The sequence below is a fragment of the Microbacterium horticulturae genome (assembly GCF_029094505.1).
GTDB lineage: Bacteria > Actinomycetota > Actinomycetes > Actinomycetales > Microbacteriaceae > Microbacterium > Microbacterium horticulturae.
This window is the reverse complement of record NZ_CP119108.1, coordinates 3,373,889-3,398,764: the sequence shown is the minus strand read 5'-3', so window position 1 is coordinate 3,398,764 and position 24,876 is coordinate 3,373,889. Positions and strand designations below refer to the sequence as shown.

Below are 24,876 nucleotides of genomic sequence, written 5' to 3'. Positions count from 1 at the left end.
ACCGATGCTCCTCGACATCCACGATCTGCGTCTGAGCTTCGTCTCGGATGCAGAACCCGCGCCCATCCTGCATGGCATCGACGTACAGGTCGACACCGGTGAGCTCGTCGGACTGGTGGGTGAGTCCGGTTCGGGCAAGTCGACGACGGTGCGCGCAGCGCTGCGTCTCTACGGCGACGAAGCAGCGATCGAAGGCAGCATCCGCGTCGACGGCACGGAGATGGTGGGGGCGGATGCCGCGACCCTGCGCCGCGTGCGCTCCGACGTCGTCTCGCTCGTGCAGCAGGATCCGCGTGGTGCGCTCAACCCTGTCCGGCGAATCGGCGACGCGCTCACCGAACGCCTGGTCCGCGTGCACGGCATGCGGCGGAAGGACGCCGAGCGCCGCATCCTGGACCTGCTGGGCGAGGTCGGCCTGACCCATCCGGCCCGGCGAATGCGCCAGTACCCGCATGAGTTGTCGGGCGGCATGCTGCAGCGCGTCGTGATTGCCGGAGCATTGAGCACCGAGCCGAGGCTCATCCTCGCCGACGAGGCCACGAGCGCCCTCGACGTGACGACGCAGGCGGAGATCATCGCGATCTTCCAACGGCAGATCCGCGAGCGCGGGCTCGGGATGCTCTTCATCACCCACGACCTGCACCTCGCCGGCGCAGTGTGCGATCGAGTCCACGTGCTGCGGTCCGGCGAGATCGTCGAGACGCTGAACGGTTCCGAGCTGTTCGCTGGGGCCCGGCATCCATATACGTGCGCCCTCATCGAGGCGGCGCCGACGCTGGAACGGAGCGCATCATGAGCCTCGTCGAAGTCGAGAAGCTGCATCGGGTGTTCCGGCTTGGGCGGGGCGCCGACGATGTGACCGCGGTGAACGCGGTGGACTTCACGATCGAGGCGGGAGAAGCCCTGGGCCTGGTCGGAGAGTCAGGGTCGGGCAAGAGCACCATCGCTCGCATCCTCGTGGGTCTTGAGCGCGCCGACGCCGGTGCGGTGCGCATCGACGGCGTCAATCGACTCGAGCGCGCCCACGGACGGCGCGAACGGCTTGCCCGCGCGCGGGCGGTGCAGATGGTCTTCCAAGACCCGAATGGTTCGCTGGACCGTCGCCTCACAGTCGCCGAGTCTCTGCAACGCGTGCTGAGACTTCACGGCCGAGCCGCGAGCCGTTCGGCGGCACACGCCGAGGCGTTGACTCTGCTCGACCGCGTGCGATTGTCCGACCGCCACGCCGATGCCAAGCCGCACGAGCTCTCCGGCGGACAGCGCCAGCGTGTGGCAATCGCACGTGCGCTCGCGGCCGGTCCCAAGCTCGTGGTGCTCGACGAAGCGGTGTCGGCTCTGGATGTCTCCGTGCAGGCACAGGTGCTCGATCTCCTGCGCGAGATCCAGCGAGACTCAGGGGTGGGGTACTTGTTCGTCAGCCACGACCTCGCCGTGGTGCAGGAGCTCTGCCAACGGGTGCTCGTGCTCTTCCGCGGCACGGTCGTCGAACGCGGCCAGACGCAACGGGTGCTCGACGCGCCGGAGCACCCGTACACACGGCTGCTGATGGCGTCGATGCCCGGGCCCGGCTGGGATCCCGAGCGTGTCGTGCAAGCGCGGCTGACCTTCACGCAGCGCATGTCAGTCGTCGCCGACGGCTGAGGGCGCCCGCGCCCCGGAGCAGATGCTGTCCTTATCCCCAGGAGCGTCGCGCCACCGGTGTCGGGATGCGGCCGCCCCGGCTCACGACGTCCCTGACGGCGGGCTCGGCCCTACGCGGCCGCCGCGGCACGCTCCTGCGTGACGCGGAGAGCTGCCATCGCGGCTTTGCGCCCGGCGCGGGTCGCGCCCAGCGTCGATGCCGACGCCCCATAGCCGGCCAGGAACAACCCCGGCAGTTTCACGACGGTCACGCCGTCGTCGGCCATGACGACGCCGCCGCTGCGCTCGCGGGTGCCCAGTCCGCGCAGGTGCGGGATGTGCGCGCGGAACCCCGTGGCCCACAGGACTGTGTCGATCGGCGTGTCCCAGCCATCGTCCACCGCGCGGCCCGGCAGCGGCGCGGTCGCACCCACGAGCGCATCCGCCTCGCCTTGGTCCGGCTTGCCAGCACCGTCCGGGCCCGGGCCGTCGAGCACCACCCCGCGCTCGGTGAAGCGCACGATCGGTCCGCGGCTGACGAGCAGGCCCGCGGTGATATCGGGCGCGTACAGCTCATTCAGCGGCAGCCCGGTCGCGGCTGACACCGAGAGCGGCGCCAGCCCCTGCCGGGTGCGTGCCGCCACCGACTTCTCGACGCTCAGGCCCCATTCCGCGTCGAACGCGCGGCGCGTCCACTGCGGTGCGCGCCGCGTCGACCACACCGGCTCAGCACCGTGTGCGTACAGCTCCTGCACGGCCTGCACGGCTGAGGTCCCGCCGCCGACGATGAGCACCCGCTGTCCGCGGAACTCCTCTGCCGAGCGGTAGTCGTGCGTGTGCAGCTGTCGGCCGGCGAACCGCTCGATGCCCGGGTAGTGCGGCAGGTATGGGCTGTCCCACGTGCCGGTCGCGCTGATGATGGATGCCGCGGCCAGCGGCCCGCGGCCGGTGTGCACCGTGAACCCGCTCTCATCGTGCGTGAGCGAGGTCACGGAGACCGGGCGTAGCACCGGCAGCGCGAAGCGCCGCTCGTAGTCGCCGAAGTAGCGGGGCACGACCCGGTTGGCCGGCTCGGTCGGGTCGCGCGTCTCCAGCGGCGCACCCGGGAGGGGGTGGATGGCGTGCGCGCGATCGAGAGTCAGCGAATCCCAGCGATGGCGCCACGCGCCACCCGGCCCCTCATTCGCGTCCACGACGACGAACTCGCGCCACGGCTCGAGGCCGCGCGCGGCGAGGTAATACGCCGCCGACAGGCCCGCCTGGCCGGCGCCGATCACCGCGACCCGCAGCATCCGCCCATCGCACACGTCCGTCATGCTCGAGACAGCGCCCGAGCCCGTTGGTTTATTCCGGTGAATGGATCTCAGCGCTTGCGCTGCGGGCGCAGGATGATCCCGAAGAACCAGTTGATGAGCGAGATCACGACGGCAGCGAGCACGCCCCACCAGAAGTCCTCCACGCGCAGGCCCCAGTTCCACCAGTGCGTGAGCCATGCGGTGATCCACAGCAGCAGGCCGTTGATCACGATCGAGATCAGCCCGAGCGTGAGGATGTACAGCGGGAACGCCACGATCTTGATCACGGTGCCGATGATCGAGTTCACGATCGCGAAGATCGCGGCGACGATCAGCAGTGTGAGGATCTGTGGGAGTGGTTCGTTCCAGCCCACCTTGATGGGCAGAACCGAGACGGTGAGCGCCGGGATCAGGGTGACGACCCAGATCGCGAACGCGTTGACGATCACGCGGATGATGAATCGCATTCGCACAGTCTGACATGACGCCCCGACGTTGTCGCGGGCACCGCCGGGCTACCCGCGGTCGATCGGCACCGCCGTCATCTTCGGCAGCCCCGGGAACACGACGTCGGCCGTCGCCAGGTCGGCCGGCAGGGGCGGCATCATCATCGAGATCAGGATGCCCGTGCCGTCGGTGCCCCCGGCGACGTCGTCGCAGAGGCATCCCGTCGTCTGGCCGCCCGTGTCACGCGCATTGGCATACGTGTACGGCAGATAGCGCTTCTCGGTCGCCGTGTCGACGAGCGCGACGTTGCGGGTGTCGAGGAAGGGAGCCACCGCGAACTGGAAGGAGCCGAGGTCGGCGACGTCTCCCGACGCCGACGCGAGGCGCACCTCGAGCAGCGTCGAATCGGGCAGCGCCTGCAGGGCCACGACGTCGATCGTCACGGGCAGCTCATCGCCGCCCGAGACCTCGATGCGTCCGGTCGCCTGTGCGATCGACGCCGTCGGGAACAGCGCGCCGTTGATCGTCTTCGCGACCTGGTCGGCGGTCTGCGCGGTGGCAGTCGGCGTCGGCGATGGCGGCTCGGGTGTCGCCGTTCCCGTGCACGCCGACAGCGCGGCGCTGAGAATGATCGCCCCGGCCAACGCGACGGGGACGAGGCCGCGTCGGCGGCTCACTGCTCCGCTCCCGTCTCGAACGAGACCGTCACCCGGCGGTTCTGCTGCCGTCCCTCGGCGGTGCCGTTGTCGGCAACGGGGTCGTTCTCGCCGTGGCCGGCAGTCGTGAAGGTCACGTCGGGGTTCGTGACCAGGGGCTTGAGCGCCTTCAGTACGGAGGCCGCTCGCGCTTCGGACAGGGCCTGATTGTGCGCGTCGGTCCCGACGTCGTCGGTGTAGCCGTCGATCGTGACGGTGCCCTGGCCCTTCGCGTTCATCTCGTCGGCCACCGCGCTGAGGGCGTCTGTCGCCTTGGCGTTCAGGTCTGAGTGGTCCGTGGCGAACAGCACGTCTGATGCCAGTGCGACCGTCGTGCGCGTCGGGCTCACCGAGGTCGCGGCCGTCGGCTCCGCGGTGTTCGTCGTCAGGGGACGGGTCGCCTGCTTCACGTCACCCGCCGCAATAGTCTCCTCGGTCGGCAGCTCGGGCCATTCACCGAGCGGCACCGGAGCGGCGGCCGTCGTGCCGGCCGGCACGGTATCGGTCACCGGCAGCCCGGTGAAGAAGGCACGGTGGCCGAACCGGACGGTGGCCTGCGTGATATCGGCCGGCAGCTCGGGGAACACCGCGTAACCGACGGTCGGTGTGCCGCTCGCATCGGTCGGCTGCAGATCGGCGGTGTCGCTGCACAGGCAATGGCCGCCCGCCATCAGCGGCTGGTAGAGCACGCCGTCCTTTGCGTCGACGATGTCGATCTTCGCCGCGGCCATCGCCGGGAACGGATCCTTCAACGAGGGCGTATCCATCGCGAACACCTCGGCGTCCCCGGTCTTGTTCGGGGCCAGCGCGTAGTAGACCACGGTCCCGTGCGCGATTCGCGCGACCGCCAGCATCCCGACCCGGATCTCCTTCGCATCGAGTGCGACCACGCGATATGACGTCGTGCCCAGAAGCGGCACGGGCTGCGCACCGGGGTCGGGTGACGAAGTGGCGGCGAGCGCCGGTGTCGCCGTGGCGAGAGCGGCGGCCGTTGCCAGTGCGATGCCGAGATATCTGCGCGCGGTCATGGTCCTCCGATGGTGCCCGTCGGCAGGCACAAGCACGCCCCACTATAGGAACGCGCTGTGGATGCCGCGGCGGGGCGCGCCTGCGAACGCCGAGCTCGCAGCATCCCGGCACCACGGCGTTCGAGGCCGCGCTCGTAGACTCGGAGGGTGACCGAAGACGCTCCTGTCCGCATCCGTCCCGAGATCGCGGCGCTGCCCCCGTACAAGCAGGGCAAGCAGGCCGGCCCCGAGGCGTTCAAACTCTCCAGCAATGAGAATCCGTACGAGCCGCTGCCCGCGGTCGTCGAGGCGCTGCGGCGCACGGTCGGGGTGAACCGATACCCGGATGCCACGGCAGCCCGCCTGCGGCAGGCGCTGGCCGTACGGTTCGGGGTGACGCCCGACGAGGTGCACATCGGCGCCGGCAGCGTGTCGATCCTCTCGCAGCTCATGCTCGCGGCCGCCGGCCCCGGTGACGAGATCGTCTACGCCTGGCGCTCGTTCGAGGCGTACCCCGGTCTCGTGCTCATCGCGGGCGCGACCCCGATCGAGGTGCCGCTGGGGCCGGGCGCCCGCCACGACCTCGACGCGATGGCAGCGGCGGTCACCGATCGCACCCGTGCCGTCATCGTCTGCACCCCGAACAACCCGACCGGGCCGGTCGTGACCCAGGCCGAGTTCGACGCGTTCCTGGCCAAGCTCCCGCCCGACCTGCTCGTCATCCTCGACGAGGCGTACGCCGAGTTCGTCACCGAGCCCGATGCGGTCGACGGGCTGCGCAGGCTCGGCATCGCCGACCACCCCAACGTCGTCGTGCTCCGCACCTTCTCGAAGGCATACGGTCTGGCGGGCCTGCGCGTCGGCTACGCAATCGGCCATCGGCGCATCCTCGACGCCGCGCGCTCGACGGCCGTGCCGCTGTCGGTGACCGCGCAATCCGAAGAGGCGGCGCTGACCAGTCTGCAGGCCGAAGACGAGCTGCTCGAACGTGTGCACACGATCGCCGCGCGACGCGACCGGCTCGCGGCGGCCCTGCGCACGCAGGGGTGGGATATTCCCGACGCCCAGGGCAACTTCGTGTGGCTGGCCACCGGAGGGCAGACGATGGATGCCGCGGCCCGGTTCGAAGACGGCGGCTGCATCGTCCGCCCGTTCGCCGGCGACGGGATCCGCATCTCGGTGGGCGAGGAGGAAGCTGTCGAAAAGGTACTGCAGATTGCGGCATCCGTTGTCGAAGATCTTCCAGAAGGGCACGCGGGCCGCGCGTTAGCGTAGAACGGTGACGCCGACCGACGACACCGTGGCGTGCGACGAGCCGGACCTGGTCCGGATCCTCGACGCGGACGGCACCTTCGCCCCCAGCCCGGCCGCCGAGCCCTACCTCGACCTCGTCGAGAAGCTCGCCGACACCGATCTCGAGCAGTTCTACCGCGACATGGTCGTGGTGCGCGCGTTCGACCAGCAGGCGACCACCCTGCAGCGTCAGGGGCAGCTCGCCCTGTGGCCGCCGAGCTTCGGGCAGGAGGCCGCGCAGGTCGGCTCGGCCCGTGCCGCCCGTGCGCAGGACCACCTGTTCCCCTCGTACCGCGAGCACGTCGTGTGCACGATCCGTGGTGTGGATCCGATCGACATCATCCGGCTCATGCGCGGCATGACGCACGGCGGGTGGAATCCGTACGATCCCAAGAACGGCAACACGCACATCTACACGCTCGTGCTCGGCTCGCACACCCTGCATGCCACGGGGCTGGGCATGGGCCTGGTCTTCGACGGCAGGTGCGGCACCGGAGACGTCGACCGCGATGAAGCGGTGATCGCGTACTACGGCGACGGCGCCTCCAGTCAGGGCGATGTCCACGAGGCCCTGGTGTTCGCGGCGAGCTACCAGACCCCCGAGGTGTTCTTCCTGCAGAACAACCAGTGGGCGATCTCGGTGCCGGTCTCGACCCAGGCGCGCGTGCCGCTGGCCCAGCGCGGGGCGGGCTACGGCATCCCGTCCCTCCGCGTCGACGGCAACGATGTGCTCGCCAGCTTCGCCGTGACCCGTCACGCGCTCGACGAGGCGCGCGCGGGTGACGGCCCCCGTGCGATCGAAGCGGTCACGTACCGGATGGGCGCGCACACCACGAGCGACGATCCGACGAAGTACCGCACCTCCGACGAAGAGGCCTCGTGGGCACGGCGCGATCCGATCATCCGCATGCAGGCGTACCTGCGCGGGCGGGGCGCGTCCGACGCGTTCTTCGCGGGGGTGGATGCCGAAGCAGCCGACGGCGCGGCGGACGTGCGTGAGCGCACCCGGGCGCTCGGAGCCATCCCCGTGAGCACGATGTTCGACCACGTGTACTCCGAACCCCACCCCCTCGTCGAGCGCGAGCAGGCGTGGCTGGCCGAGTACGAGGCATCCTTCGAGGAGGGCGCGCGATGAGTGGCGAGAACGCCCGGCCGGACGTCGAGAACCTCCCCTTCGCGAAGGCCCTGAACGCCGGCCTGCGCCGCGCGATGGCCGAGAACGACCACGTGCTGCTGATGGGCGAGGACATCGGCCGCCTCGGCGGCGTGTTCCGCGTCACCGAGGGGCTGCAAGCCGAGTTCGGCGAGCGCCGCGTGCTCGACACGCCGCTGGCCGAGTCGGGCATCGTCGGCACCGCGATCGGTCTGGCGATGGCCGGATTCCGGCCGGTCGTCGAGATCCAGTTCGACGGGTTCGTGTTCCCGGCGTTCGACCAGATCACCACGCAGCTGGCCAAGATCACCAACCGGCACGAGGGCGCGCTGCGGATGCCGGTCGTGATCCGCATCCCGTACGGCGGGCACATCGGCGCGGTCGAGCATCACCAGGAGAGTCCCGAGACCTACTTCGCGCACACGCCGGGCCTGCGGGTCGTCTCCCCCTCGACCCCGAATGACGCCTACTGGATGATCCAGGAGGCCATCGCCAGCGACGACCCCGTGATCTTCCTCGAGCCGAAGGCGAAGTACTGGCTCAAGGGCGAGGTCGACACGACAGCCCCGGCCCTGCCGCTGCACGCCTCGCGCATCGTGCGCCGCGGTACCGACGTGACGCTCGTCGGGCACGGCGCCATGGTGACGACGCTGTTGCAGTCCGCGGCACTCGCCGAGGGCGAGGGCATCTCGTGCGAGGTCGTCGACCTGCGCTCGCTGTCACCGGTCGACTACGGTCCGCTGCTGGATTCGATCCGCCGCACCGGCCGCATGGTCTACGCGCAGGAGGCCCCGGGCTTCCTGTCCCTGGGCGGAGAGGTCGCCGCCACCGTGATGCAGGAGGCCTTCTACGCTCTGGAAGCCCCGGTGCTGCGCGTGTCGGGCTTCGATGTGCCCTTCCCGCCCGCCAAGCTCGAGGGCGTGTTCCTCCCCGACCCCGACCGCATCCTCGAGGCCGTCGACCGCGTCCTCGCCTACTGACGTCGGCACACCGTGCGCAGCATCCCGCCCCCGCAATCCGTGAGAGTACATCTGACGGACGAGGGAGCGGGTATCACCCACACTCTCGTCCATCAGATGTACTCTCACCGTCATAGCGCGGGGTGATGAAGGGAATGACATGAGCCCCCAGACCTTCCTCCTACCCGACGTGGGCGAGGGCCTCACCGAGGCCGAGATCGTCAGCTGGCACGTCGCGCCCGGCGACGACGTCGCCGACGGCGACGTGCTCGTCGAGATCGAGACCGCCAAGTCGCTCGTCGAGCTGCCGTCGCCGTTCAGCGGGACGGTCGGCGAGATCCTCGTGCCCGAGGGCAAGACCGTGGAGGTCGGCACCCCGATCATCACGATCGCGACGGGTGTGGCATCCACCCCCGACGTCACCGTCGGTCAGAGTGAGCACGGCGAGCCCGAACCGGCCCCCGAGTCGGAAGGGTCGGTGCTCGTCGGCTACGGCACCGGCGGCCCGGTCACCTCGCGCCGCCGCAAGCCGGCGCAGGCGCCGGTGCGTGCCTCGGTCGGCGTCGCCGCCAAACCGCCCATCCGCAAGCTCGCCCGTGACCTCGGCGTCGAGCTGTCGGCCGTCACGCCCACCGGGACCGCCGGCGAGGTGACCCGCGACGACGTGCTGCGACATGCCTCGCAGGCGAGCGTGTTCCGCAACATCGCGACGCCGGAGTGGCCCGAGGTGCGGGAGGAGCGGATTCCGGTCGCGCCCGACGTGGCGGCATCCGCCGTCGCTCCCGTGCAGGCGACCGCCCCGTCGCGACTCGCGGCCGAAGACGAGCACCGGGTCGAGACGATCCCGGTCAAGGGCGTGCGCAAGGCCACCGCGAACGCGATGGTCGGCTCGGCGTACAGTGCACCGCACGTGTCGGTGTGGACCGACGTCGACGCCACGCGCACGATGGAGCTCGTCAAGCGGCTCAAGGCCTCGCCCGACTTCGCCGACGTCAAGGTGTCGCCGCTGCTGATCATGGCGCGCGCGGTCATCTGGGCCGTGCGCCGCACGCCGATGGTCAACGCCGCGTGGGTGGATGCCGAAGACGGCGCCGAGATCCGGGTGCGGCACTACGTCAACCTGGGCATCGCGGCAGCGACTCCGCGCGGACTGCTCGTGCCGAACATCAAAGACGCGCAGGGCATGTCCATGCGCGAGCTCGCCAGGGCGCTCGAGAAGCTCACGCTGACCGCGCGCGACGGCAAGACGACCCCGGCCGACCAGCACGGCGGCACGATCACGATCACCAACATCGGCGTGTTCGGGATGGATGCCGGAACGCCGATCATCAACCCCGGCGAGGCCGGCATCGTCGCGATGGGCACGATCCGGCAGAAGCCGTGGGTGGTTGACGGCGAGGTGCGGCCGCGCTACGTCACCACGGTGGCGGGCTCGTTCGACCACCGGGTCGTGGACGGCGACGGCATGAGCCGCTTCATCGCCGACGTGGCGTCGATCCTCGAGGAGCCGGCTCTGCTGCTGGACTGAGGTCCGTTGCTTCGACATGCTCAGGTGCGCCTTTTCGGCGTGCAGACGGCCGCATTGCGCGATCGAGCATGTTGACGATACGGCCGGGCGGCGCCCCAAGTGCGCCCCGGCGCTCCGGTGCCGGCAACGTGACGTCGACGGCGCCCGTGTGCAGCTCGCAGGCAATTCTGCGCTCGAGGACGCGGGGGAGCGGGCTCCGGGGCGTCGCTCGGGCCGGGGCGGGGTGGATGCCGCGGCCCGCAGCAACTGGGGACAGCGTCGCCCGAGTTGATAATGATTCTCATTACGGGTTAGGGTGGATCCGTGATCAAGACCCGCTATCTCGCCGCTGCTCTCCTTGCCGCCACCGCTACCGTGCTCGCCGGATGTTCCGGCACGGCCGACGGCGATACTGCCGACGCCGACGGCGCGGTGCAGGTCGTCGCCTCGACCAATGTCTACGGCTCGATCGCCGAGGCCGTGGGAGGCGACCGCGTCGACGTGACGTCGATCATCGACAACGCGGCGCAGGACCCGCACGAGTTCGAGGCCAGCGCGCGCGACCAGCTGCGTGTGAAGAAGGCCGGACTCATCATCGAGAACGGCGGCGGCTTCGACCCGTTCATGGACGGTCTCGTGCAGGCGTCGGGCACCGACGCGACCGTGATCACCGCGGCGGAGCTGTCGCCTGAGTTCCCCGCCGACGGCAATCTCGAGACGCACCATGACGACGCGGATCACGACCACGATCACCTCGAGGGGTTCAACGAGCACGTCTTCTACGACCCGGCCGTGATGGCGACGCTCGCCGAGAAGATCGCCACCACGCTCGGCGATCTCGACCCCGCGGGTGCCGGCGCCTTTACGGCCAACGCGAAGGCGTTCGCCGACGGCATCCAGCCCATCACCGATGCTCTTGCGAAACTGAAGGCCGCGCACGAGGGCACGGGCGTGTTCGTCACCGAGCCCCTGCCGCTCTATCTCACCGACGCCGCGGGGCTCGACAACAAGACGCCGTCAGCGTTCAGTGAGGCCGTGGAGGAGGGGCAGGATGTCGCACCCTCGACCCTTCTGGATGCTCTGAAGATCATCTCGTCGAAGCAGGTCGCCGTCGTGATCGTCAATGCGCAGGCCGGCGGTGCCGAGACCGAGCGGGTTCAGCAGGAGGCGGGGGATGCCGGAATCCCGGTGCTTGAGTTCTCCGAACTGCTGCCCGAGGGAAAGACCTACCTGACCTGGATGGCCGACAACGTCACGCAACTGGGCGACGCGCTCGGCCGCTGAGGCGCCCAGATCGGCCTCGCCGCTGCGCCCGGCAAGTTCGCGACGAGGCTGTGCTCCTGCCCTATCGGCGCCGCAGCCGCGAGCCCCGAGCCCGGGTGTGGGCGCCTGAGAATCGTTATCACTAAGGTGGACTGGTGGAATCCGAACAGACTGCTGCGCCCCTCGTCATCGAGGACGCCGCTCTGCGGCGCGGTGCGCGCACCCTCTGGGAAGGCCTCGACCTCGTCGTCGAGCCGGGCGAGCTCATCGCCGTTCTCGGGCCCTCGGGGTCGGGTAAGACCACGATGCTGCGGGCGATCCTGGGGCTCGACCGGCTGAGCGCTGGGCGCATCACGGTTCTCGGCGAGACGGTGCACCGCGCCGGCAACCGGCGCGTGGGGTACATCCCGCAGCAGCGTCCGCTGCCGCGTGACACCTCGATGCGGGCGCGCGATCTCGTGCAGCTCGGGGTCGACGGGCACCGCTTCGGGCTGCCCTTTCCTCGGCGCGGAGAACGCGCGGGCGTCGACGCGCTGCTGTCCGACGCCGAGGCGTCGGAGTTCGCAGACCGACCGGTCGGTCTGCTGTCAGGCGGCGAGCAGCAGCGCCTGCGCGTCGCTCAGGCGCTCGCCGACGACCCCAAGCTGCTCCTGGCCGACGAGCCGCTGACCAGCCTCGACCTGGCGAATCAGGAGGCGGTCGTCCGCATGATCGACCGGCATCGGCGCACCCATCGTGCCGGCGTGCTGCTGGTCACGCACGACATCAACCCCGTGCTCGAGAAGGTCGACCGCATCCTCTACTTGGCGAAAGGGCGGTTCTCGCTCGGCCGTCCGCGCGACGTGCTGCGCGCCGATGTGCTCAGCGACCTGTACGGGGCCGACGTGTTCGTCCGCCACGCGGGCGGACGCCTCGTGGTCGTCGGGGCGCCCGACGCCGAAGAGACCCATCACCACCACGAGGACGAGCACGCATGAACTGGGCGGACATCTGGAACGCCATGTTCGGCGGCGCAGCCGACTACGGCGAGATCCTCGCCCTGGTGCAGAACTCGGTGTGGGCGGGCGCGGTGCTGGGCCTCGTCGGGGGCCTTATCGGCGTGTTCGTGATGCAGCGCGACATGGCTTTTGCCGTGCACGGCATCAGCGAGCTCTCCTTCGCCGGTGCCGCCGCGGCCCTTCTGGTGGGGGTGGATGCCGTCACCGGTTCGATCGTCGGATCGCTCATCGCCGCAGCGGTCATCGGCCTGCTCGGAGCTCGCGCGCGGGAGCGCAACTCGATCATCGGTGTGCTCATGCCGTTCGGGCTGGGCCTCGGCATCCTCTTCCTGTCGCTCTATCAGGGACGCAGTGCCAACCGGTTCAGTCTGCTCACCGGGCAGATCGTCACCGTACAGAACGCGCAACTGGGCTGGCTCATTCTCATCAGCGCGGTTGTGCTGGTGGGGTTGCTGCTGATGTGGCGTCCGCTGCGGTTCGATTCGCTCGACCCGCAGGCCGCCGCGGCACGCGGTGTTCCCGTGCGCTGGATCTCGCTGGGATTCATGCTGCTGCTCGGGCTCGTCGTCGCTGTCGCCGTGCACATCATCGGGGCGCTGCTCGTGCTCGCGCTCGTCGTCACGCCGGCCGCCGCTGCCATGCGTGTGTCGGCCGGACCCGTCGCGGTGCCGGTGCTGGCTGCGGTGTTCGGATTCGTCTCGGCGGTCGGAGGCATTCTGCTCGCCGTCATGGGCGAACTGCCGGTCAGCCCGTACATCACGACGATCTCGTTCGTGATCTACCTGGTCTGCCGCGGGATCGGCGCCGGTCGCGACCGCGTGACCCGGTCCGCCGCGTAGCGGGGCGGCGAGCTCCGCGACCAAACCGCGATCGCTGGACGCCGAGCCAGGAGTAAGGTTAGCCTTACCGTCATCCCCGTCCCTCACCGGAAGTCCGGATCCCGCTCGTGCTCGCAACCTTCGTCATCGGCCTGCGTGAAGGCCTCGAGGCCGTTCTGGTCGTCAGCATCGTCGCCGCGTTCCTCAAGCGCAACGGCATCTCGCGCCGGCCCATGTGGCTCGGAGTATTCGCCGCGGTGCTCATCTGCGTCGGCGTCGGCGTGGGACTGCAGGCGTTCGAGCAGGCGTTGCCGCAGGCCCAGCAGGAAGGGCTCGAAGCTGTCATCGGCGTCGTGGCGGTCATCTTCGTCACCGCGATGATCGCCTGGATGGCCAAGAACGCCCGCGGCCTCAAGCGCGAGATCGAGGCCGAGGCCACCGAGGCACTCGGCCGCGGCACCGCCTGGGCGCTGGCGGGCATGGCGTTCCTTGCCATCATCAAGGAGGGCTTCGAGACCGCGGTCTTCCTGCTCGCGACGCTGCAGGCGTCGACGAGCGTCGTCGCCGCCGGCATCGGCGCCCTCGCCGGCATCGCCGTTGCCTGCCTCGTCGGCTACGGCCTCTACACCGGGGGCGTGAAGCTCAACCTCGGCAAGTTCTTCCGCATCTCGAGCATCTTCCTCATCTTCGTCGCGGCGGGGCTCGTGCTCACCGCGCTGCGCCGCGCGCACGAAGCCGGCTGGATCACCATCGGCCAGCAGCACACCGTCGACCTGTCGTGGCTCGCGCCCATCGGATCGATCCGCTCGGCGCTCATCACCGGGGTTCTCGGCATCCCGTCCGATCCGCGCGTCATCGAGGTGCTCGGCTGGTTCGCGTACCTCGTGCCGATGCTGCTCATAGCGTTCTGGCCGCAGGCGTGGCGCCCATCCGCTGCGAAGCTGCCCGTCGTCAAGTTCTCGATCGCCGGAGCCCTGGGACTTGCCGCCGTCGTGCTCGCCGTCGCCGTGCCGGCGGGCACCGCACCACTGCCGACGAGCGCAGGGCTGACCCCCGCGGGCACCGTCGAGATCTCCGGCATCGACAACCCGACCCTCCGGGTGACCGGGGGCGCGGCATCCACCCCCGTCACGTTCCACGACGGAACGCCGACCGAACGGGGCGGCGCCCGCGTCACGGAGTGGACCCAGAAGGGGGATGCCGCGGCCGCCGCCCGCCCGGCGAGCCTCACCCTCGACGACCTGACCGAGCTGTTCGGACGCGTGCCGGTGGGAATCGACGCACTGCAGAACCCCGGACCGTTCGATGCCGCCTGGACCGCGGCATCCACCACCACCGTGTGGACCGCCCACGAAGGCCTCGTCGACGCGAAGAGCGTCGTGCACGAGACACTCACCCTGACCGGCGGGGGTCTTGCGATCTCGCGCACCTTGACCTTGGACACGACGACGTGGTCGGTTCCTCAGGCGACGGCGACCGCGCGTGCGAACGCTGTCGCCGCCGGCGACACCCTCGCCGGCGAGCTCACCCTGTGGCGGGCGTGGCTGCCGCTGGCGCTCGGCGTCGCCGCCGTTCTGCTGGCACTGAGCGCCTGGCGCGACACGCGCGCCCTGCGCCGCGCTGCCGCGCAGGAGCCGAACCAGCCCGTCGCGACCGCGTCGGAGTCCGATCGAAGGAGCACGTCGTATGCCGTCCACTGACCGCCGCTTGCGGCTCGTCACTCTGACCGCCGTTCTGGGCGCAGCCTCGGCGCTGACCCTTGCCGGCTGTTCCGGCAGCTCGTCCGCCGCCGACCCGTCGTCGAGCGGTGCGCCGTCGACCGTCAACGTGACGCTGTCGGCCGGTTCCGACGGTGACGAGTGCACGGCCGACACGACGACGGCCAAGGCCGGGCCGGTCACCTTCTCGGTCAAGAACGAGTCGGCCACCGGCATCATCGAGTTCGAGCTGCTGCAGGACCAGCGCATCGTCGGCGAGAAGGAGAACCTCGCCCCGGGCCTGGCGCCGGTCTCGTTCACCGTGACCCTCGACGGCGGCACGTACCAGCTCTACTGCCCCGGCGCGACGACGGAGCTCACCGACTTCACTGTCACCGGCAAGGCGGCCAAGGCCGCCACCGGCGACACCGCCGAGCTGCTCGCCGACGGCGCCACCGGCTACGCCGGCTACGTCACCGATCGCATCGCCGACCTACTCGACGGCGCCAAGCAGCTGCAGGCCGCGATCGACGCGGGCGATCTCGACAAGGCGAAGACCGTCTACGCGGGCACGCGCCAGTTCTACGAGAAGATCGAGTCCGATGTGTCGGGCTTCATCAAGCCCGGCGCCGACCCGACCGACAACGCCGGCAATCTCGACTACCTCATCGATATGCGCGCGTCGAACCTCGACCCCGAGGTCGGCTGGCACGGCTTCCACGCCATCGAGCGCGACCTGTGGAAGAACGGCAAGATCACCGACGACACCAAGAAGCTCGCCGCCGAGCTGACCGAGAATGTCACGTCGCTCAGCGAGCTGTCGAAAGACCTGACCTTCAAGCCCGAAGACCTCGCCAACGGCGCGGCCGGCCTTCTCGAAGAGGTGCAGTCGAACAAGATCAGCGGTGAAGAAGAGGCCTACAGCCACATCGACCTCGTCGATCTCGCGTCGAACGTCGAGGGTGCCCGCCAGGCGTTCGCCTACCTCGAGCCCGGCCTGAAGAAGCTCAACGCCGACCTGACCGACCAGATCACGGCGCAGTTCACCCACGTCGACACGGTGCTCGCCAAGTACCGCGACGCTAACGCGCTCGGCGGCTACGTCACCTACGACGATGCGACCAAGAAGGCCGCGGCCAACGAGATCTCGCAGGCCGTGCAGGCCCTGCAGGATCCTCTCTCGCAGATCGCGCAGAAGGTGGCCGCGGCGTCATGACCGACGTCCGCGACGGTGCTGCGGCCGACGGTGCGGCCGGGTCCGCACCCGGCCGGGGTGTCTCGCGGCGCGCCCTGCTCGGCGGCGGAATCGCCGCAGGCCTGGGCATGGTCGCCGGGGTCGGCGGGGTGCTCGGCGCGCAGGGCATCTCCGCCGCGCGCGCGAGCGACGAGACCGTCGACCTGCTGCAGAGCCATCCGTTCTATGTGACGGATAAGGGGATGCCGCAGCCCGGCATCACCACGGCACCGCAGTGCTACTGCGTGTTCATGACCTTCGACCTGGCCGCGGGCTCCGTCGCCCGCAGCCTGCAGGTGCTGCTGGCCCGCTGGTCGGCGGCGATCGCGCAGCTGCAGGCGGGCAAGACCGTGGGTGCTGTCGCGCCGTCGCGAGGCGTCGGTGCCGGACAGGACACCGGCGAGGCCCTCGATCTGGGTCCGGCATCCCTCACCGTCACCGTCGGTCTCGGACCCGGCGTCTTCGGCGACCGGTTCGGGCTCGCCGGCCGCCGTCCGGCCAAGCTCGCCGAGCTGCCCACCCTGCCCAGCGACCGGCTCGACCCGGCCCTGACGGGTGGCGACCTGTCGCTGCAGGCATGCGCCGACGACCCGCAGGTGGCGTATCACGCTATCCGCGATCTGGCCCGCATCGCCCGCGGCACCGCGACCGTGCGCTGGACGGTGCTCGGCTTCGGGCGTGCGTCGGCCGGTCCGCACCAGACGACGCCGCGCAATCTGTTCGGGTTCAAGGACGGCACGCGCAACGTGTCGACCGATGCGGACTTCGACAAGTGGGTGTGGGCGGGTTCCGACGACCAGGCGTGGATGGCCGGCGGCACCTACCAGATCGCCCGCAAGATCCAGATGAACATCGAAATCTGGGACGCCGACGACGTCGCCGACCAGCAGAAGATCTTCGGCCGCATGAAGGTCGACGGCGCACCCCTGTCGGGTGGCACCGAGCACACCACGCCCGATTTCGCGGTGCGGGATGCCGCAGGCCAGACGAAGATCGACCTGCGGTCTCACATCGCGCTCGCTGCGCACGAGAACAACGACGGCGTGAAGATCCTCCGGCGCCCGTACAACTACACCGACGGGCTCAACCAGTACGGACAGCTCGACGCCGGGCTCTTGTTCCTCACATACATGAACGACCCCGAGCACTTCGTGCGGCTGCAACGCCGGCTCGGGGCGTCCGACCTCCTCAACGAGTACATCGGGCATGTGGGTTCCGCGGTCTTCGCGGTGCCACCGGCGCCCGCCACAGGCTCATACATCGGAGAGGCGCTGTTCGCGTAGGCGCCGCTGCCGCCCGCGTTTCGCCGGGTTGCACGCGCACCGCCCGCCCTCGGTCAGACGCCGACCGGCGACAGATCCGGCAGCGTCCGCGTGCCGAACTCATGCCGCAGCGCACTCAGCGCGGCGAGCCATCCGGGCATCCCGGTCACACCCGGTCCCGGCGAGGCGGATGCCGAGGCGAGATACACACCCGAAATCGGCATGCGCCACGGGTCGGGGCTGAGCACGGGGCGGCGGAAGAGCTGCCGCAGGTCGGGTGCCCCCGCGGCGATGTCCCCGCCCGGGTAGTTCGGGTTGTGCTCCTCGACCTCGTGCGCGCTGCGCGAGCTGGTTGCGACGATCGTGTCGCGGAAGCCCGGGGCGAACCGCTCGATCTGCCCGATCACGGCCTCCAGCCGATCGACATCGCTGCCTGCGGGCACGTGCGTATAGGTCCAGAGGGTGTGCATCCCCGCCGGCGCGCGACTGGGGTCGAACAGCGACGGTTGCGAGACCAGGACGTACGGATGCTCGGGATGGCTGCCCCGCTGCACCTGATTCTCGGCATCCGCCATCTCGGCACGCGTGCCGCCGACGTGCACCGTACCGGCGAGGTGCAGGTCGGGGTTCGTCCAGGGTACGGGAGCGTTCAGGGCGAAGTCGACCTTCGCCACGCCGTCGCCGTAGCGGAACGCCGCCAGCGACCGCCGGTACCGATCGGGCATAGAAGCCCCGGCCAGGCGGATCAGCGCCTTCGGCGTCACATCCAGCAGTCTGACGGTCGACGGCGGCAGCTCGGCGAGCGACGAGACCTCGTGCTCGAGCACGAGCTCTCCACCGTGCGCACGCAGGTCGTCGACCATGGCATCCGAGATCGCCTGACTGCCTCCGACGGGGATCGGCCAGCCGCGCGCATGCGCGAAGGCGGTGAGAGCGAGTCCGGCGCCGGCGCCGGCGATGCTCGGCTGCGCCAGGATCGTGTGTGCGGCGACCCCGGTGAGCAGGGCTGGCGCGCGGTCCTCGCGGAAACGGATGCCCCACGCCGGCGTGCCCTGCTCGAGCGCGCGGAGCCCGAACGCGACGGCGGTGAGCGGGTTGCGGGGGATGCGCAGCAGCGACGACCCCGTGAAGTCTGCGACCTCGGCCGATCGCTCGGCCAGCGGCCGCATCAACCGGTCGTACGCGGGTCCGTCCGCACCCAGCCCGGCGCGGGTGCGCGCGAGATCCCGGTACGCGAGCGCGGCCCGCCCACCGTCGAGCGGCTGCGCGAACGACACTTCCGGTGTGACGAACTCGACCCGGTCCGCCAGCCCGAACTCCCGGAAGAACCGCGACTCGAATGCCATGGGGTGCACCGCGGAGCACACGTCATGATGGAACCCCGGCAGCGTCAGATCGCGCGTGCTGGCGCCGCCGCCGGCCTGGTTCGCGCGCTCGTACACGCGCACACGCAGACCTGCTCGCGCGAGCGTCACGGCAGCGGCGAGACCGTTGGGCCCGGCGCCCACGACGATCGCGTCCAGGCCGACGTCACCATGATGCATGCTCACGATGCGGGCAACTCCGATTCGTCGGCGGGGATCGCGGAGGGCATCACCGGCTCACCGGTACGCCGTGCAGCGCGTCCCTCGGCGAGGAAGGCGAGCCGGCGCAGCGTTTCGGCGTTGCGCCATCGCAGCAGGATGTCCATGGCCGGGCGCGGCACCAATCTCACGGGTCCCGCGATCGCCTCCTCCTGTATGCGCACGATCGTTTGGGATCCGCGGGGTTTGACGTGCAGCGTGACACGAGCCTCGCCGAGCGGCCAGCCCGTCGCGGCCATCACCATGGCCCGCGGAGGCGCGAATTCCTCCGCCACGGTCTCGTCGTCGATGAGCATCGGCCACACCCCGAAGGAGTGGTGCAGGCGCGCGCCGGTCCGCGGCCAGCCCTCGTCGACGTCGCGCATTCGGGACGCCCCGACCACCCACGACGGATACAGCCAGCCGTCGGCCAGCACGTCGAACACGTCCTCCGGTGTGCAGTGCATCACCTTCGCATTGCGGGACATCTCGTGTCTCCTCCGCTGCTCTTCGCCGACCTCGATCGCCCTCACCATAACTACCGCGCTCTCTGCTCGACAGCGGGTTGCGCGCTCGTGCGCGGTGTGCACGTGTCGCGCATCGGTAGCTCCCAGGCCTTCCTCCGGCAGCCCGTCCTAGACTCGAACCATGGCCCAGCGGAACACCTGGCAGCGCGAACGCGTTCGCGAGGCGCTCACCGACGCGCAGGGATTCGTCAGCGCGCAGACTCTGCACGCGACCCTGCGTGACGACAACACCGGCATCGGGCTCGCGACCGTGTACCGGGCGCTTTCTGACATGGCCTCGGCCGGTGACGCCGACTCGCTGCAGAGCCCCGAGGGCGAGAGCCTGTACCGTGCCTGCTCGACGCACGGCCATCACCACCACCTGATCTGCCGTTCGTGCGGGCGCACCGTCGAGATCGCCGCGACCGACGTCGAAGACTGGGCCCGCGCCACCGCGGCCCGCCACGGCTTCACCCAAGCCGAGCACGTGGTCGACATCTTCGGCTTGTGTCCGGTGTGCACCGCCAAGCGGCAGGCCGGGCAGTCCGGGCACGTCGACGTCGAGGCGAGCGCAGACTGACGTGACGCGGGCGCCGGCGCACGAACCGCCGACGGCTCGGCTGTCGGTGTCTGCAGCGACCCGTCGCACGGTCGCGATCGGCCTCGGAGTGGGTCTGGTCGCGGTGCTGTTCGCGCTCAACGCGCTCGTGCCCGGCCTGATGCCCGATCTGCCGACCCGCGCGCAGGACGGCCTGACCCTCGCGATCAGCGTGCTCATCGAGTCGCTGCCGTTCGTCGCGCTCGGCGTCGCGCTGTCGATCGTCGTGCAGGTGTGGATCCCACCCGGGGCGATCGAGCGATGGATGCCGCGCCGTGCCTGGGCGCGGCGGGCGGTGCTCTCGCTGCTGGGCATGCTGATCCCGGTGTGCGAGTGCGGAAACGTGCCGTTCGCCCGCGGCCTCATGATGCGCGGCTTCAGCGTGCCCGAGACGCTCACGTTCTTGGTGGCCGCGCCCATCATCAACCCGATCGTCATCATCACGACGCACCAGGCGTTCGGGTTCTCCGACGGGATCCTCATCGCCCGCCTGCTTGGCGGGTACGCGATCGCCAACCTCATCGGTTGGCTCTACAGCCGGCATCCCGACCCCGATGCCCTCGTCACCGACCGCTTCCGCGACGCGTGCGAGGCCGTGACCCACGAGCCCGGCGACCGGTGGCGGCGCAGCCTCGCGCAGTTCCTGGTCGAACTGCGCGCCGTGATGCCCGCGCTCGTGATCGGGTCGGCTGTCGCGGGAGCCGTGCAGGTACTCGTGCCGCGCGACGCCCTGTTGGCGATCGGCTCGAACCCCGTCTTCTCGATCGTGGCCATGGTGCTGCTGGCCATGATCGTGTCGATCTGCTCGAACGTCGACTCGTTCTTCGCGCTCTCGTTCGCCTCGACGTTCACACCCGGGTCGATCGTCGCGTTCCTGCTGGTGGGTCCGCTCGTCGACGTGAAGATGCTCGCGCTGCTGCGCACGACGTTCACCACCAAAGTGCTGGTCGGCATGGTGATCACCGTGCTGCTGGCGGCCTTCGCCATCGCCGCGGGGGTGAACCTTGTCGCGTAGAAGAGCACTGTGGAACCGCTGGCTCGGCGTCGGGCTCGCCTCGTGCCTGGCCGTGGTGACGCTGGGGCTGGCGATCACCGGGCGCCTCGCGCTCTACATCAACCCGTCGTCGAACTGGTTCGCGATCCCGATGGCCGTGCTGCTCCTGGTCGGGGCGGGCCTGAGCTTCCTGCTGCCGCTGGGCGCCGAGGAGGACCACGGCCACGACCACGGCCCGACCCCCACCCCTGGCGAAGCCCGCCAAATTCATATGAATTTGTCCAACGAACACCAAACCGCCGGCAGTTTGATGTCCACGCGACAGATTCATATGAATTCGCCGGCCCAGAGCGCGCATGTACACCACGGCGCTCCTCGCTCGGGGCCCTGGCGGGTGGGGCCCGCACTCGCCGCGGCCGGCGGCGCCGCGGCATCCCTCGTCGCCGTGTCGGTCCTGCTGCTGCCGCCGGCGTCGCTCTCCGCCGAGATCGCGCAGACGCGCGACGTCGGAGCGGCTCCGCTGTTCGCGGGGGCGGATGCCGTGAACCTCGCCGTCCACGGTGACACGACGACCTTCGGGGTCGGCGACTGGGCGAGCGTGTTCGCATCGGCGACGAACCCCGACGCGTTCGAGGGAGACGCGGTGACCCTCACCGGGTTCGTGACGCCCGGCGACGACGGCGCCTTCGACCTCACGCGCCTTGTCATCACGCACTGCGTCATCGACGCGCAGCCGGCGAGCGTGCCGATCACCACCGGCGCGAAGGCCCCCGCGACCGGCCGATGGGTCAGCGTCACGGGCACTGTGCGGTCCGCGGCATCCGGCACCCTCCAGATCGACGCGACCAAGGTCACCCCCATCGCCGAGCCCGAGGACCCGTATGAGTACTGAGTCGGGTCTTCACGAGCCGGCCACCCGGCGCGCGGCATCCCGCCGCCGGCGCAGTCGCGCGTTCCTCGGCGGCTTCGCGGCGGTCATCGGCGTGCTCGCCGTGCTCGGCCTTGCCGGCGCCGCCGTCGGCAGCGCGCAGGGCCCGCGCGCAACCGCGGTGCAGGTGGATCCGGATGCCGCAGCCACAGCCTCGGGCGCGCGGCTGATCGTCACGATGAACCAATCGCTGCACACGATCACCGCTGGTCAGGTCACCGTCGAGCCGGCGGCGGAGTTCACCGTCGACACCGCGGGCCGCACCATGGGCGTGCGATTCACGCTGCCGCTGCACGATGCCACCGACTACACGGTGACGTTCCACGACGTCGCGGGCCTGGGCGGCGGACGCACCACGACCGTCACCGAGACGTTCACCACCTCGCATGCCGACATGTACCTGCTGCAGCGTGGCTCTGCCGAAGACCGCATCGTGCGCACCCGGCTCGACGGATCCGACCCGCAGGCGGTGCTGCGCGCCGACCACATCGAAGACTTCCGGGCCACGAGCAGTCACCTCGTCGCCGCGACCCTCGACGCACACGGCAAGACCGCACTCGTGGTCACCGATCTCGACGGACGCCACCGGCGCCAGCTGCCGCTGCCCGGCAATGGCACCGTCACCCGGCTGCAGAGCGCCGACCGCGGCGAGCTGATCGGCTACACGTACTCCGACGCGAACCTCGGCGACGAGGGCGCGCGCGAGAGCCGGCTCTACACCGCGTCGCTCAAAGACAGCGCCGCCGACACGAAGCCCGCCGCCGTCACCGTCAGCGGCGACGACCCGCGCGTCGCCGACTGGCGCTTCGTGCCCGACAGCGACAGCATCCTCGTCCTGTCGTATGACGGACGGATGCTGCTGGCCGGCCCCTCCGGCGACGACGCCGCCGACCTCGGCACCGGCAATGTCATCGACGGCATCGCCCGCGGCTCGTCGGTGGCGTACGTCGAGCGCGCTGACGGCATGGTCACCGTGGACCTCACAGACGGCACCATCGCGCCGCTGGTGAACTCCACCCGCGACGGCTCCAAGGTTCCCGGTCACCGCGGGGTGGTCACCCCGCTGCCGGGCCAGGCCGGTGGCTCGGTGCAGCCGTACACCGTGCTCGACGTCGCCGGCGGATCGGGCGCCGACAGCGGGGCGCCCGAGGGCACGACCATCTATCGCGTGGCCGCTGACGGCACCGCGACCCCGGTCTTCGAGATGCCGGTCGACGACGCGATCCAGCAGACGTGCGTGTCGCCGAGCGGCCAGTACGCCGCCATCACGGTGGCGCCCGACAGCGTGCACAACGACTACGACGACTACCTGCTGCCCATGCCGCAGAAGGTCGTCACCCACATCGTGTCGCTCGACGACGGCACCGAGGTGCACACGGTCAGCGGCTTCGACGCGTCGTGGTGCCAGGTGCCCCCGACGCTCGCGCAGTGACGCGGCTCACCCCCACGTGCGCACGAACGAGCGCAGCATCCGCGCCGGCTCGATGATGGGCGTCGCCAGCACCCGACCCGCGATCTCGTCGTAGTCGCCCACCGAGAAGTACCCGCCGTCGCGGTAGAACGACATCCGCTCGGTGAACGGCAGCGGCGTCGACTCGGGATGGAACTGGGTGGCATACAGTCGGTCGCCCACGCGATACGCCTGCACCGGGCAGGCGAGGTTCGTGGCCAGCAGCACGGCGCCCGGCGGCACGGTGCCCGACCCCTCCTTGTGCGCCGAGAGGGCGACGAACTCGTCCTCCATCGCGGCGGTGATCGGGTCGTTGACGCCCGCCGGGGTCAACCAGACCGGCGTCGGGCCGGTCGGCTCAGGAAACTCGCGCGACACCTCGCCACCCAGCATCCTGGTCACGACTCCGATGCCGTAGCAGGTGAACAGCGCGGAGGTGCGGGATGCCGCGGCCGCCGCCGCGACCTGCTCCAGGTCTGCCTCCACCCGGAGTTGGAGGTCGGACTTGTCGTCGTCGGTGACGTTGAACGGGCTGCCGCCGATGAGAAACCCCGACCACCGCTCGAAGGCATCGGCGGGGAGGGGCTCGCGGGTCAGGTCATGGAACTGCAGCGCGCCCTCGTCGAGCCCGGTCTCGCTGAGGAACGACGCGTACTCGGCGCGCGCGGCCGCGCGCTGCGGTCGTACGCAGAGGGTCACCAGCGGCATGGCGCGATTCTAGGCCGCGCGCGCTCGCCGTGGGGTGGAGGGATGCCGCAGCACCGGGCGTATCGTGGAGACGGGCGCCGTGCCCGCCGTGCCATGACAGATCAGCTCTCCGAACCAGCGCCCGCTCGTGCGGCGTCGTTCCACGCCGCGACGCGCGACGAGCTTCAGCCGCTGCCTCTCGAGGTCGCCCCGCGGCTGCTGGGCGGCATCCTCACCGTCGCCCTCGGCGACGAGACGGTCGCGCTGCGCATCACCGAGGTCGAGGCGTACCACGGCAAGGGCACCGGTCCGGTGCCCGATCCCGGGTCACACGCGCGGATGGGATACACCAAGCGCAACGCCACGATGTGGGGCGAGCCCGGGCATCTCTACGTGTACCTGAGCCACGGCATCCACTCCTGTGTCAACGTCGTCTGCGGGGCCGAAGGCGAGGCCGGGGGAATCCTGCTGCGCGCTGGCGAGGTGGTCGACGGTCTCGAGCTCGCGCGGGTGCGTCGCCCTGCCGCGCGCACCGATCGCGAACTCGCCCGCGGGCCGGGACGTCTCGGCGACGCCATGGGCCTGCAACACGCGCTGCACGACGGGATCGACGTGGTCGACGGGATGCCGCGTGGCGGCGCCGTCGCCAGCCTGCTGCTGCGCGATGAGCCCCTCGATCCGGTTGCGGCAGGCCCGCGCGTGGGTATCGCCGGGGTGGCCGGCACCGACGCGTTCCCGTGGCGCTTCTGGATTGCCGGCGACCGCACCGTGTCGCCGTTCCGGTGGGGTCGGGGAGCGGCCGAGGCCGCGGCATCCGCCCGCCTGCATCCGGCCTCCTGAGCGAGGTGGCCGCATGTGGGTGGATGCCGCGGCCCCCGTACACGCCGTCGGGGATTGGGGACG

The 24,876-nt window shown here is 70.3% G+C and carries 24 protein-coding genes; 17 read left to right on the top strand and 7 right to left on the bottom strand.

Annotation, left to right across the window (positions count from 1 at the left end; translation table 11 throughout):
- Positions 1 to 4: 4 nt before the first annotated feature.
- Both PU630_RS16130 and PU630_RS16125 read left to right on the top strand, forming a co-directional pair.
- Complete coding sequence (locus tag PU630_RS16130) at positions 5 to 796, top strand: ABC transporter ATP-binding protein (RefSeq protein ID WP_275278075.1); 792 nt, start codon at positions 5 to 7, stop codon at positions 794 to 796.
- Positions 793 to 1,641 carry an ABC transporter ATP-binding protein gene (locus PU630_RS16125; protein ID WP_275278074.1) on the top strand — a complete coding sequence of 283 codons (849 nt, stop codon included), beginning with the start codon at positions 793 to 795 and terminating at the stop codon, positions 1,639 to 1,641. Before PU630_RS16130 ends, PU630_RS16125 begins: the two co-directional genes overlap by 4 nt.
- Positions 1,642 to 1,751: 110 nt before the next feature.
- Here PU630_RS16125 and PU630_RS16120 read toward each other — a convergent pair whose 3' ends face one another.
- The 4 genes from PU630_RS16120 to PU630_RS16105 are packed head-to-tail and all read right to left on the bottom strand — an operon-like array spanning position 1,752 to position 5,085.
- Positions 1,752 to 2,936: an FAD-dependent oxidoreductase gene (locus PU630_RS16120; RefSeq protein ID WP_275278073.1), complete on the bottom strand. Its 1,185-nt coding sequence runs from the start codon at positions 2,934 to 2,936 to the stop codon at positions 1,752 to 1,754.
- 47 nt (positions 2,937 to 2,983) lie between these two features.
- Complete coding sequence (locus PU630_RS16115) at positions 2,984 to 3,382, bottom strand: phage holin family protein (RefSeq protein ID WP_275278072.1); 399 nt, start codon at positions 3,380 to 3,382, stop codon at positions 2,984 to 2,986.
- 48 nt (positions 3,383 to 3,430) lie between these two features.
- On the bottom strand, positions 3,431 to 4,039 hold the full coding sequence (locus PU630_RS16110; protein WP_275278071.1) for a hypothetical protein: 609 nt from the start codon (positions 4,037 to 4,039) through the stop codon (positions 3,431 to 3,433).
- The gene (locus PU630_RS16105) at positions 4,036 to 5,085 is read right to left on the bottom strand and encodes an OmpA family protein (RefSeq protein ID WP_275278070.1); all 1,050 of its coding nucleotides are present in this window, start codon (positions 5,083 to 5,085) and stop codon (positions 4,036 to 4,038) included. Before PU630_RS16105 ends, PU630_RS16110 begins: the two co-directional genes overlap by 4 nt.
- A gap of 147 nt (positions 5,086 to 5,232) precedes the next feature.
- Between PU630_RS16105 and PU630_RS16100 the strand changes: the two genes are divergently transcribed.
- The 10 genes from PU630_RS16100 (at position 5,233) to efeB (ending at position 17,269) form a co-directional block, all read left to right on the top strand.
- On the top strand, positions 5,233 to 6,339 hold the full coding sequence (locus PU630_RS16100) for a histidinol-phosphate transaminase (RefSeq protein WP_275278069.1): 1,107 nt from the start codon (positions 5,233 to 5,235) through the stop codon (positions 6,337 to 6,339).
- A gap of 4 nt (positions 6,340 to 6,343) precedes the next feature.
- Positions 6,344 to 7,492, top strand: a complete 1,149-nt coding sequence (locus tag PU630_RS16095; protein WP_275278068.1) for a thiamine pyrophosphate-dependent dehydrogenase E1 component subunit alpha — start codon at positions 6,344 to 6,346, stop codon at positions 7,490 to 7,492.
- The gene (locus tag PU630_RS16090) at positions 7,489 to 8,490 is read left to right on the top strand and encodes an alpha-ketoacid dehydrogenase subunit beta (protein WP_275278067.1); all 1,002 of its coding nucleotides are present in this window, start codon (positions 7,489 to 7,491) and stop codon (positions 8,488 to 8,490) included. The genes PU630_RS16095 and PU630_RS16090 overlap by 4 nt, the downstream gene beginning before the upstream one ends.
- 139 nt (positions 8,491 to 8,629) lie before the next feature.
- Entirely contained in the window at positions 8,630 to 9,997 is a 1,368-nt protein-coding gene (locus PU630_RS16085; RefSeq protein WP_275278066.1) for a dihydrolipoamide acetyltransferase family protein, read from the top strand.
- A gap of 303 nt (positions 9,998 to 10,300) precedes the next feature.
- The gene (locus PU630_RS16080; protein WP_343075847.1) at positions 10,301 to 11,260 is read left to right on the top strand and encodes a metal ABC transporter solute-binding protein, Zn/Mn family; all 960 of its coding nucleotides are present in this window, start codon (positions 10,301 to 10,303) and stop codon (positions 11,258 to 11,260) included.
- A gap of 134 nt (positions 11,261 to 11,394) precedes the next feature.
- Positions 11,395 to 12,216: a metal ABC transporter ATP-binding protein gene (locus PU630_RS16075; protein ID WP_275278065.1), complete on the top strand. Its 822-nt coding sequence runs from the start codon at positions 11,395 to 11,397 to the stop codon at positions 12,214 to 12,216.
- Positions 12,213 to 13,076, top strand: a complete 864-nt coding sequence (locus PU630_RS16070) for a metal ABC transporter permease (RefSeq protein WP_275278064.1) — start codon at positions 12,213 to 12,215, stop codon at positions 13,074 to 13,076. The genes PU630_RS16075 and PU630_RS16070 overlap by 4 nt, the downstream gene beginning before the upstream one ends.
- A gap of 107 nt (positions 13,077 to 13,183) precedes the next feature.
- Positions 13,184 to 14,755 (top strand): iron uptake transporter permease EfeU, encoded by a 1,572-nt coding sequence (gene efeU, locus PU630_RS16065; protein WP_275278063.1) that lies wholly within the window; start codon positions 13,184 to 13,186, stop codon positions 14,753 to 14,755.
- On the top strand, positions 14,742 to 15,968 hold the full coding sequence (gene efeO, locus PU630_RS16060; protein ID WP_275278062.1) for an iron uptake system protein EfeO: 1,227 nt from the start codon (positions 14,742 to 14,744) through the stop codon (positions 15,966 to 15,968). The genes efeU and efeO overlap by 14 nt, the downstream gene beginning before the upstream one ends.
- Entirely contained in the window at positions 15,965 to 17,269 is a 1,305-nt protein-coding gene (gene efeB, locus PU630_RS16055; RefSeq protein WP_275278061.1) for an iron uptake transporter deferrochelatase/peroxidase subunit, read from the top strand. The genes efeO and efeB overlap by 4 nt, the downstream gene beginning before the upstream one ends.
- A gap of 53 nt (positions 17,270 to 17,322) precedes the next feature.
- On the opposite strand, the gene PU630_RS16050 is transcribed toward efeB, so the two are convergent.
- The gene (locus PU630_RS16050) at positions 17,323 to 18,792 is read right to left on the bottom strand and encodes a phytoene desaturase family protein (protein ID WP_275280124.1); all 1,470 of its coding nucleotides are present in this window, start codon (positions 18,790 to 18,792) and stop codon (positions 17,323 to 17,325) included.
- 2 nt (positions 18,793 to 18,794) lie between these two features.
- Positions 18,795 to 19,298, bottom strand: coding sequence for an SRPBCC family protein (locus tag PU630_RS16045; RefSeq protein ID WP_275278060.1), 504 nt, complete (start codon positions 19,296 to 19,298; stop codon positions 18,795 to 18,797).
- 160 nt (positions 19,299 to 19,458) lie between these two features.
- Here PU630_RS16045 and PU630_RS16040 point away from each other — a divergent pair, with 160 nt between their 5' ends.
- The 4 genes from PU630_RS16040 to PU630_RS16025 all read left to right on the top strand — a co-directional run bounded on the left by PU630_RS16040 (position 19,459) and on the right by PU630_RS16025 (position 23,268).
- Entirely contained in the window at positions 19,459 to 19,896 is a 438-nt protein-coding gene (locus PU630_RS16040) for a Fur family transcriptional regulator (protein ID WP_275278059.1), read from the top strand.
- A 139-nt stretch (positions 19,897 to 20,035) separates the two neighbouring features.
- Entirely contained in the window at positions 20,036 to 20,929 is an 894-nt protein-coding gene (locus tag PU630_RS16035) for a permease (protein WP_428982013.1), read from the top strand.
- On the top strand, positions 20,919 to 21,800 hold the full coding sequence (locus tag PU630_RS16030) for a TIGR03943 family putative permease subunit (protein WP_275278057.1): 882 nt from the start codon (positions 20,919 to 20,921) through the stop codon (positions 21,798 to 21,800). The genes PU630_RS16035 and PU630_RS16030 overlap by 11 nt, the downstream gene beginning before the upstream one ends.
- Positions 21,790 to 23,268, top strand: coding sequence for a hypothetical protein (locus tag PU630_RS16025; RefSeq protein WP_275278056.1), 1,479 nt, complete (start codon positions 21,790 to 21,792; stop codon positions 23,266 to 23,268). The genes PU630_RS16030 and PU630_RS16025 overlap by 11 nt, the downstream gene beginning before the upstream one ends.
- A 6-nt stretch (positions 23,269 to 23,274) precedes the next feature.
- On the opposite strand, the gene PU630_RS16020 is transcribed toward PU630_RS16025, so the two are convergent.
- A complete protein-coding gene (locus PU630_RS16020) occupies positions 23,275 to 23,994 on the bottom strand; it encodes a glutamine amidotransferase-related protein (RefSeq protein ID WP_275278055.1) in 720 nt (239 codons plus the stop codon).
- A gap of 93 nt (positions 23,995 to 24,087) precedes the next feature.
- On the opposite strand from PU630_RS16020, the gene PU630_RS16015 reads away from it, so the two are divergent.
- Positions 24,088 to 24,813: a DNA-3-methyladenine glycosylase gene (locus PU630_RS16015; protein WP_275280123.1), complete on the top strand. Its 726-nt coding sequence runs from the start codon at positions 24,088 to 24,090 to the stop codon at positions 24,811 to 24,813.
- Positions 24,814 to 24,876 lie beyond the last annotated feature (63 nt).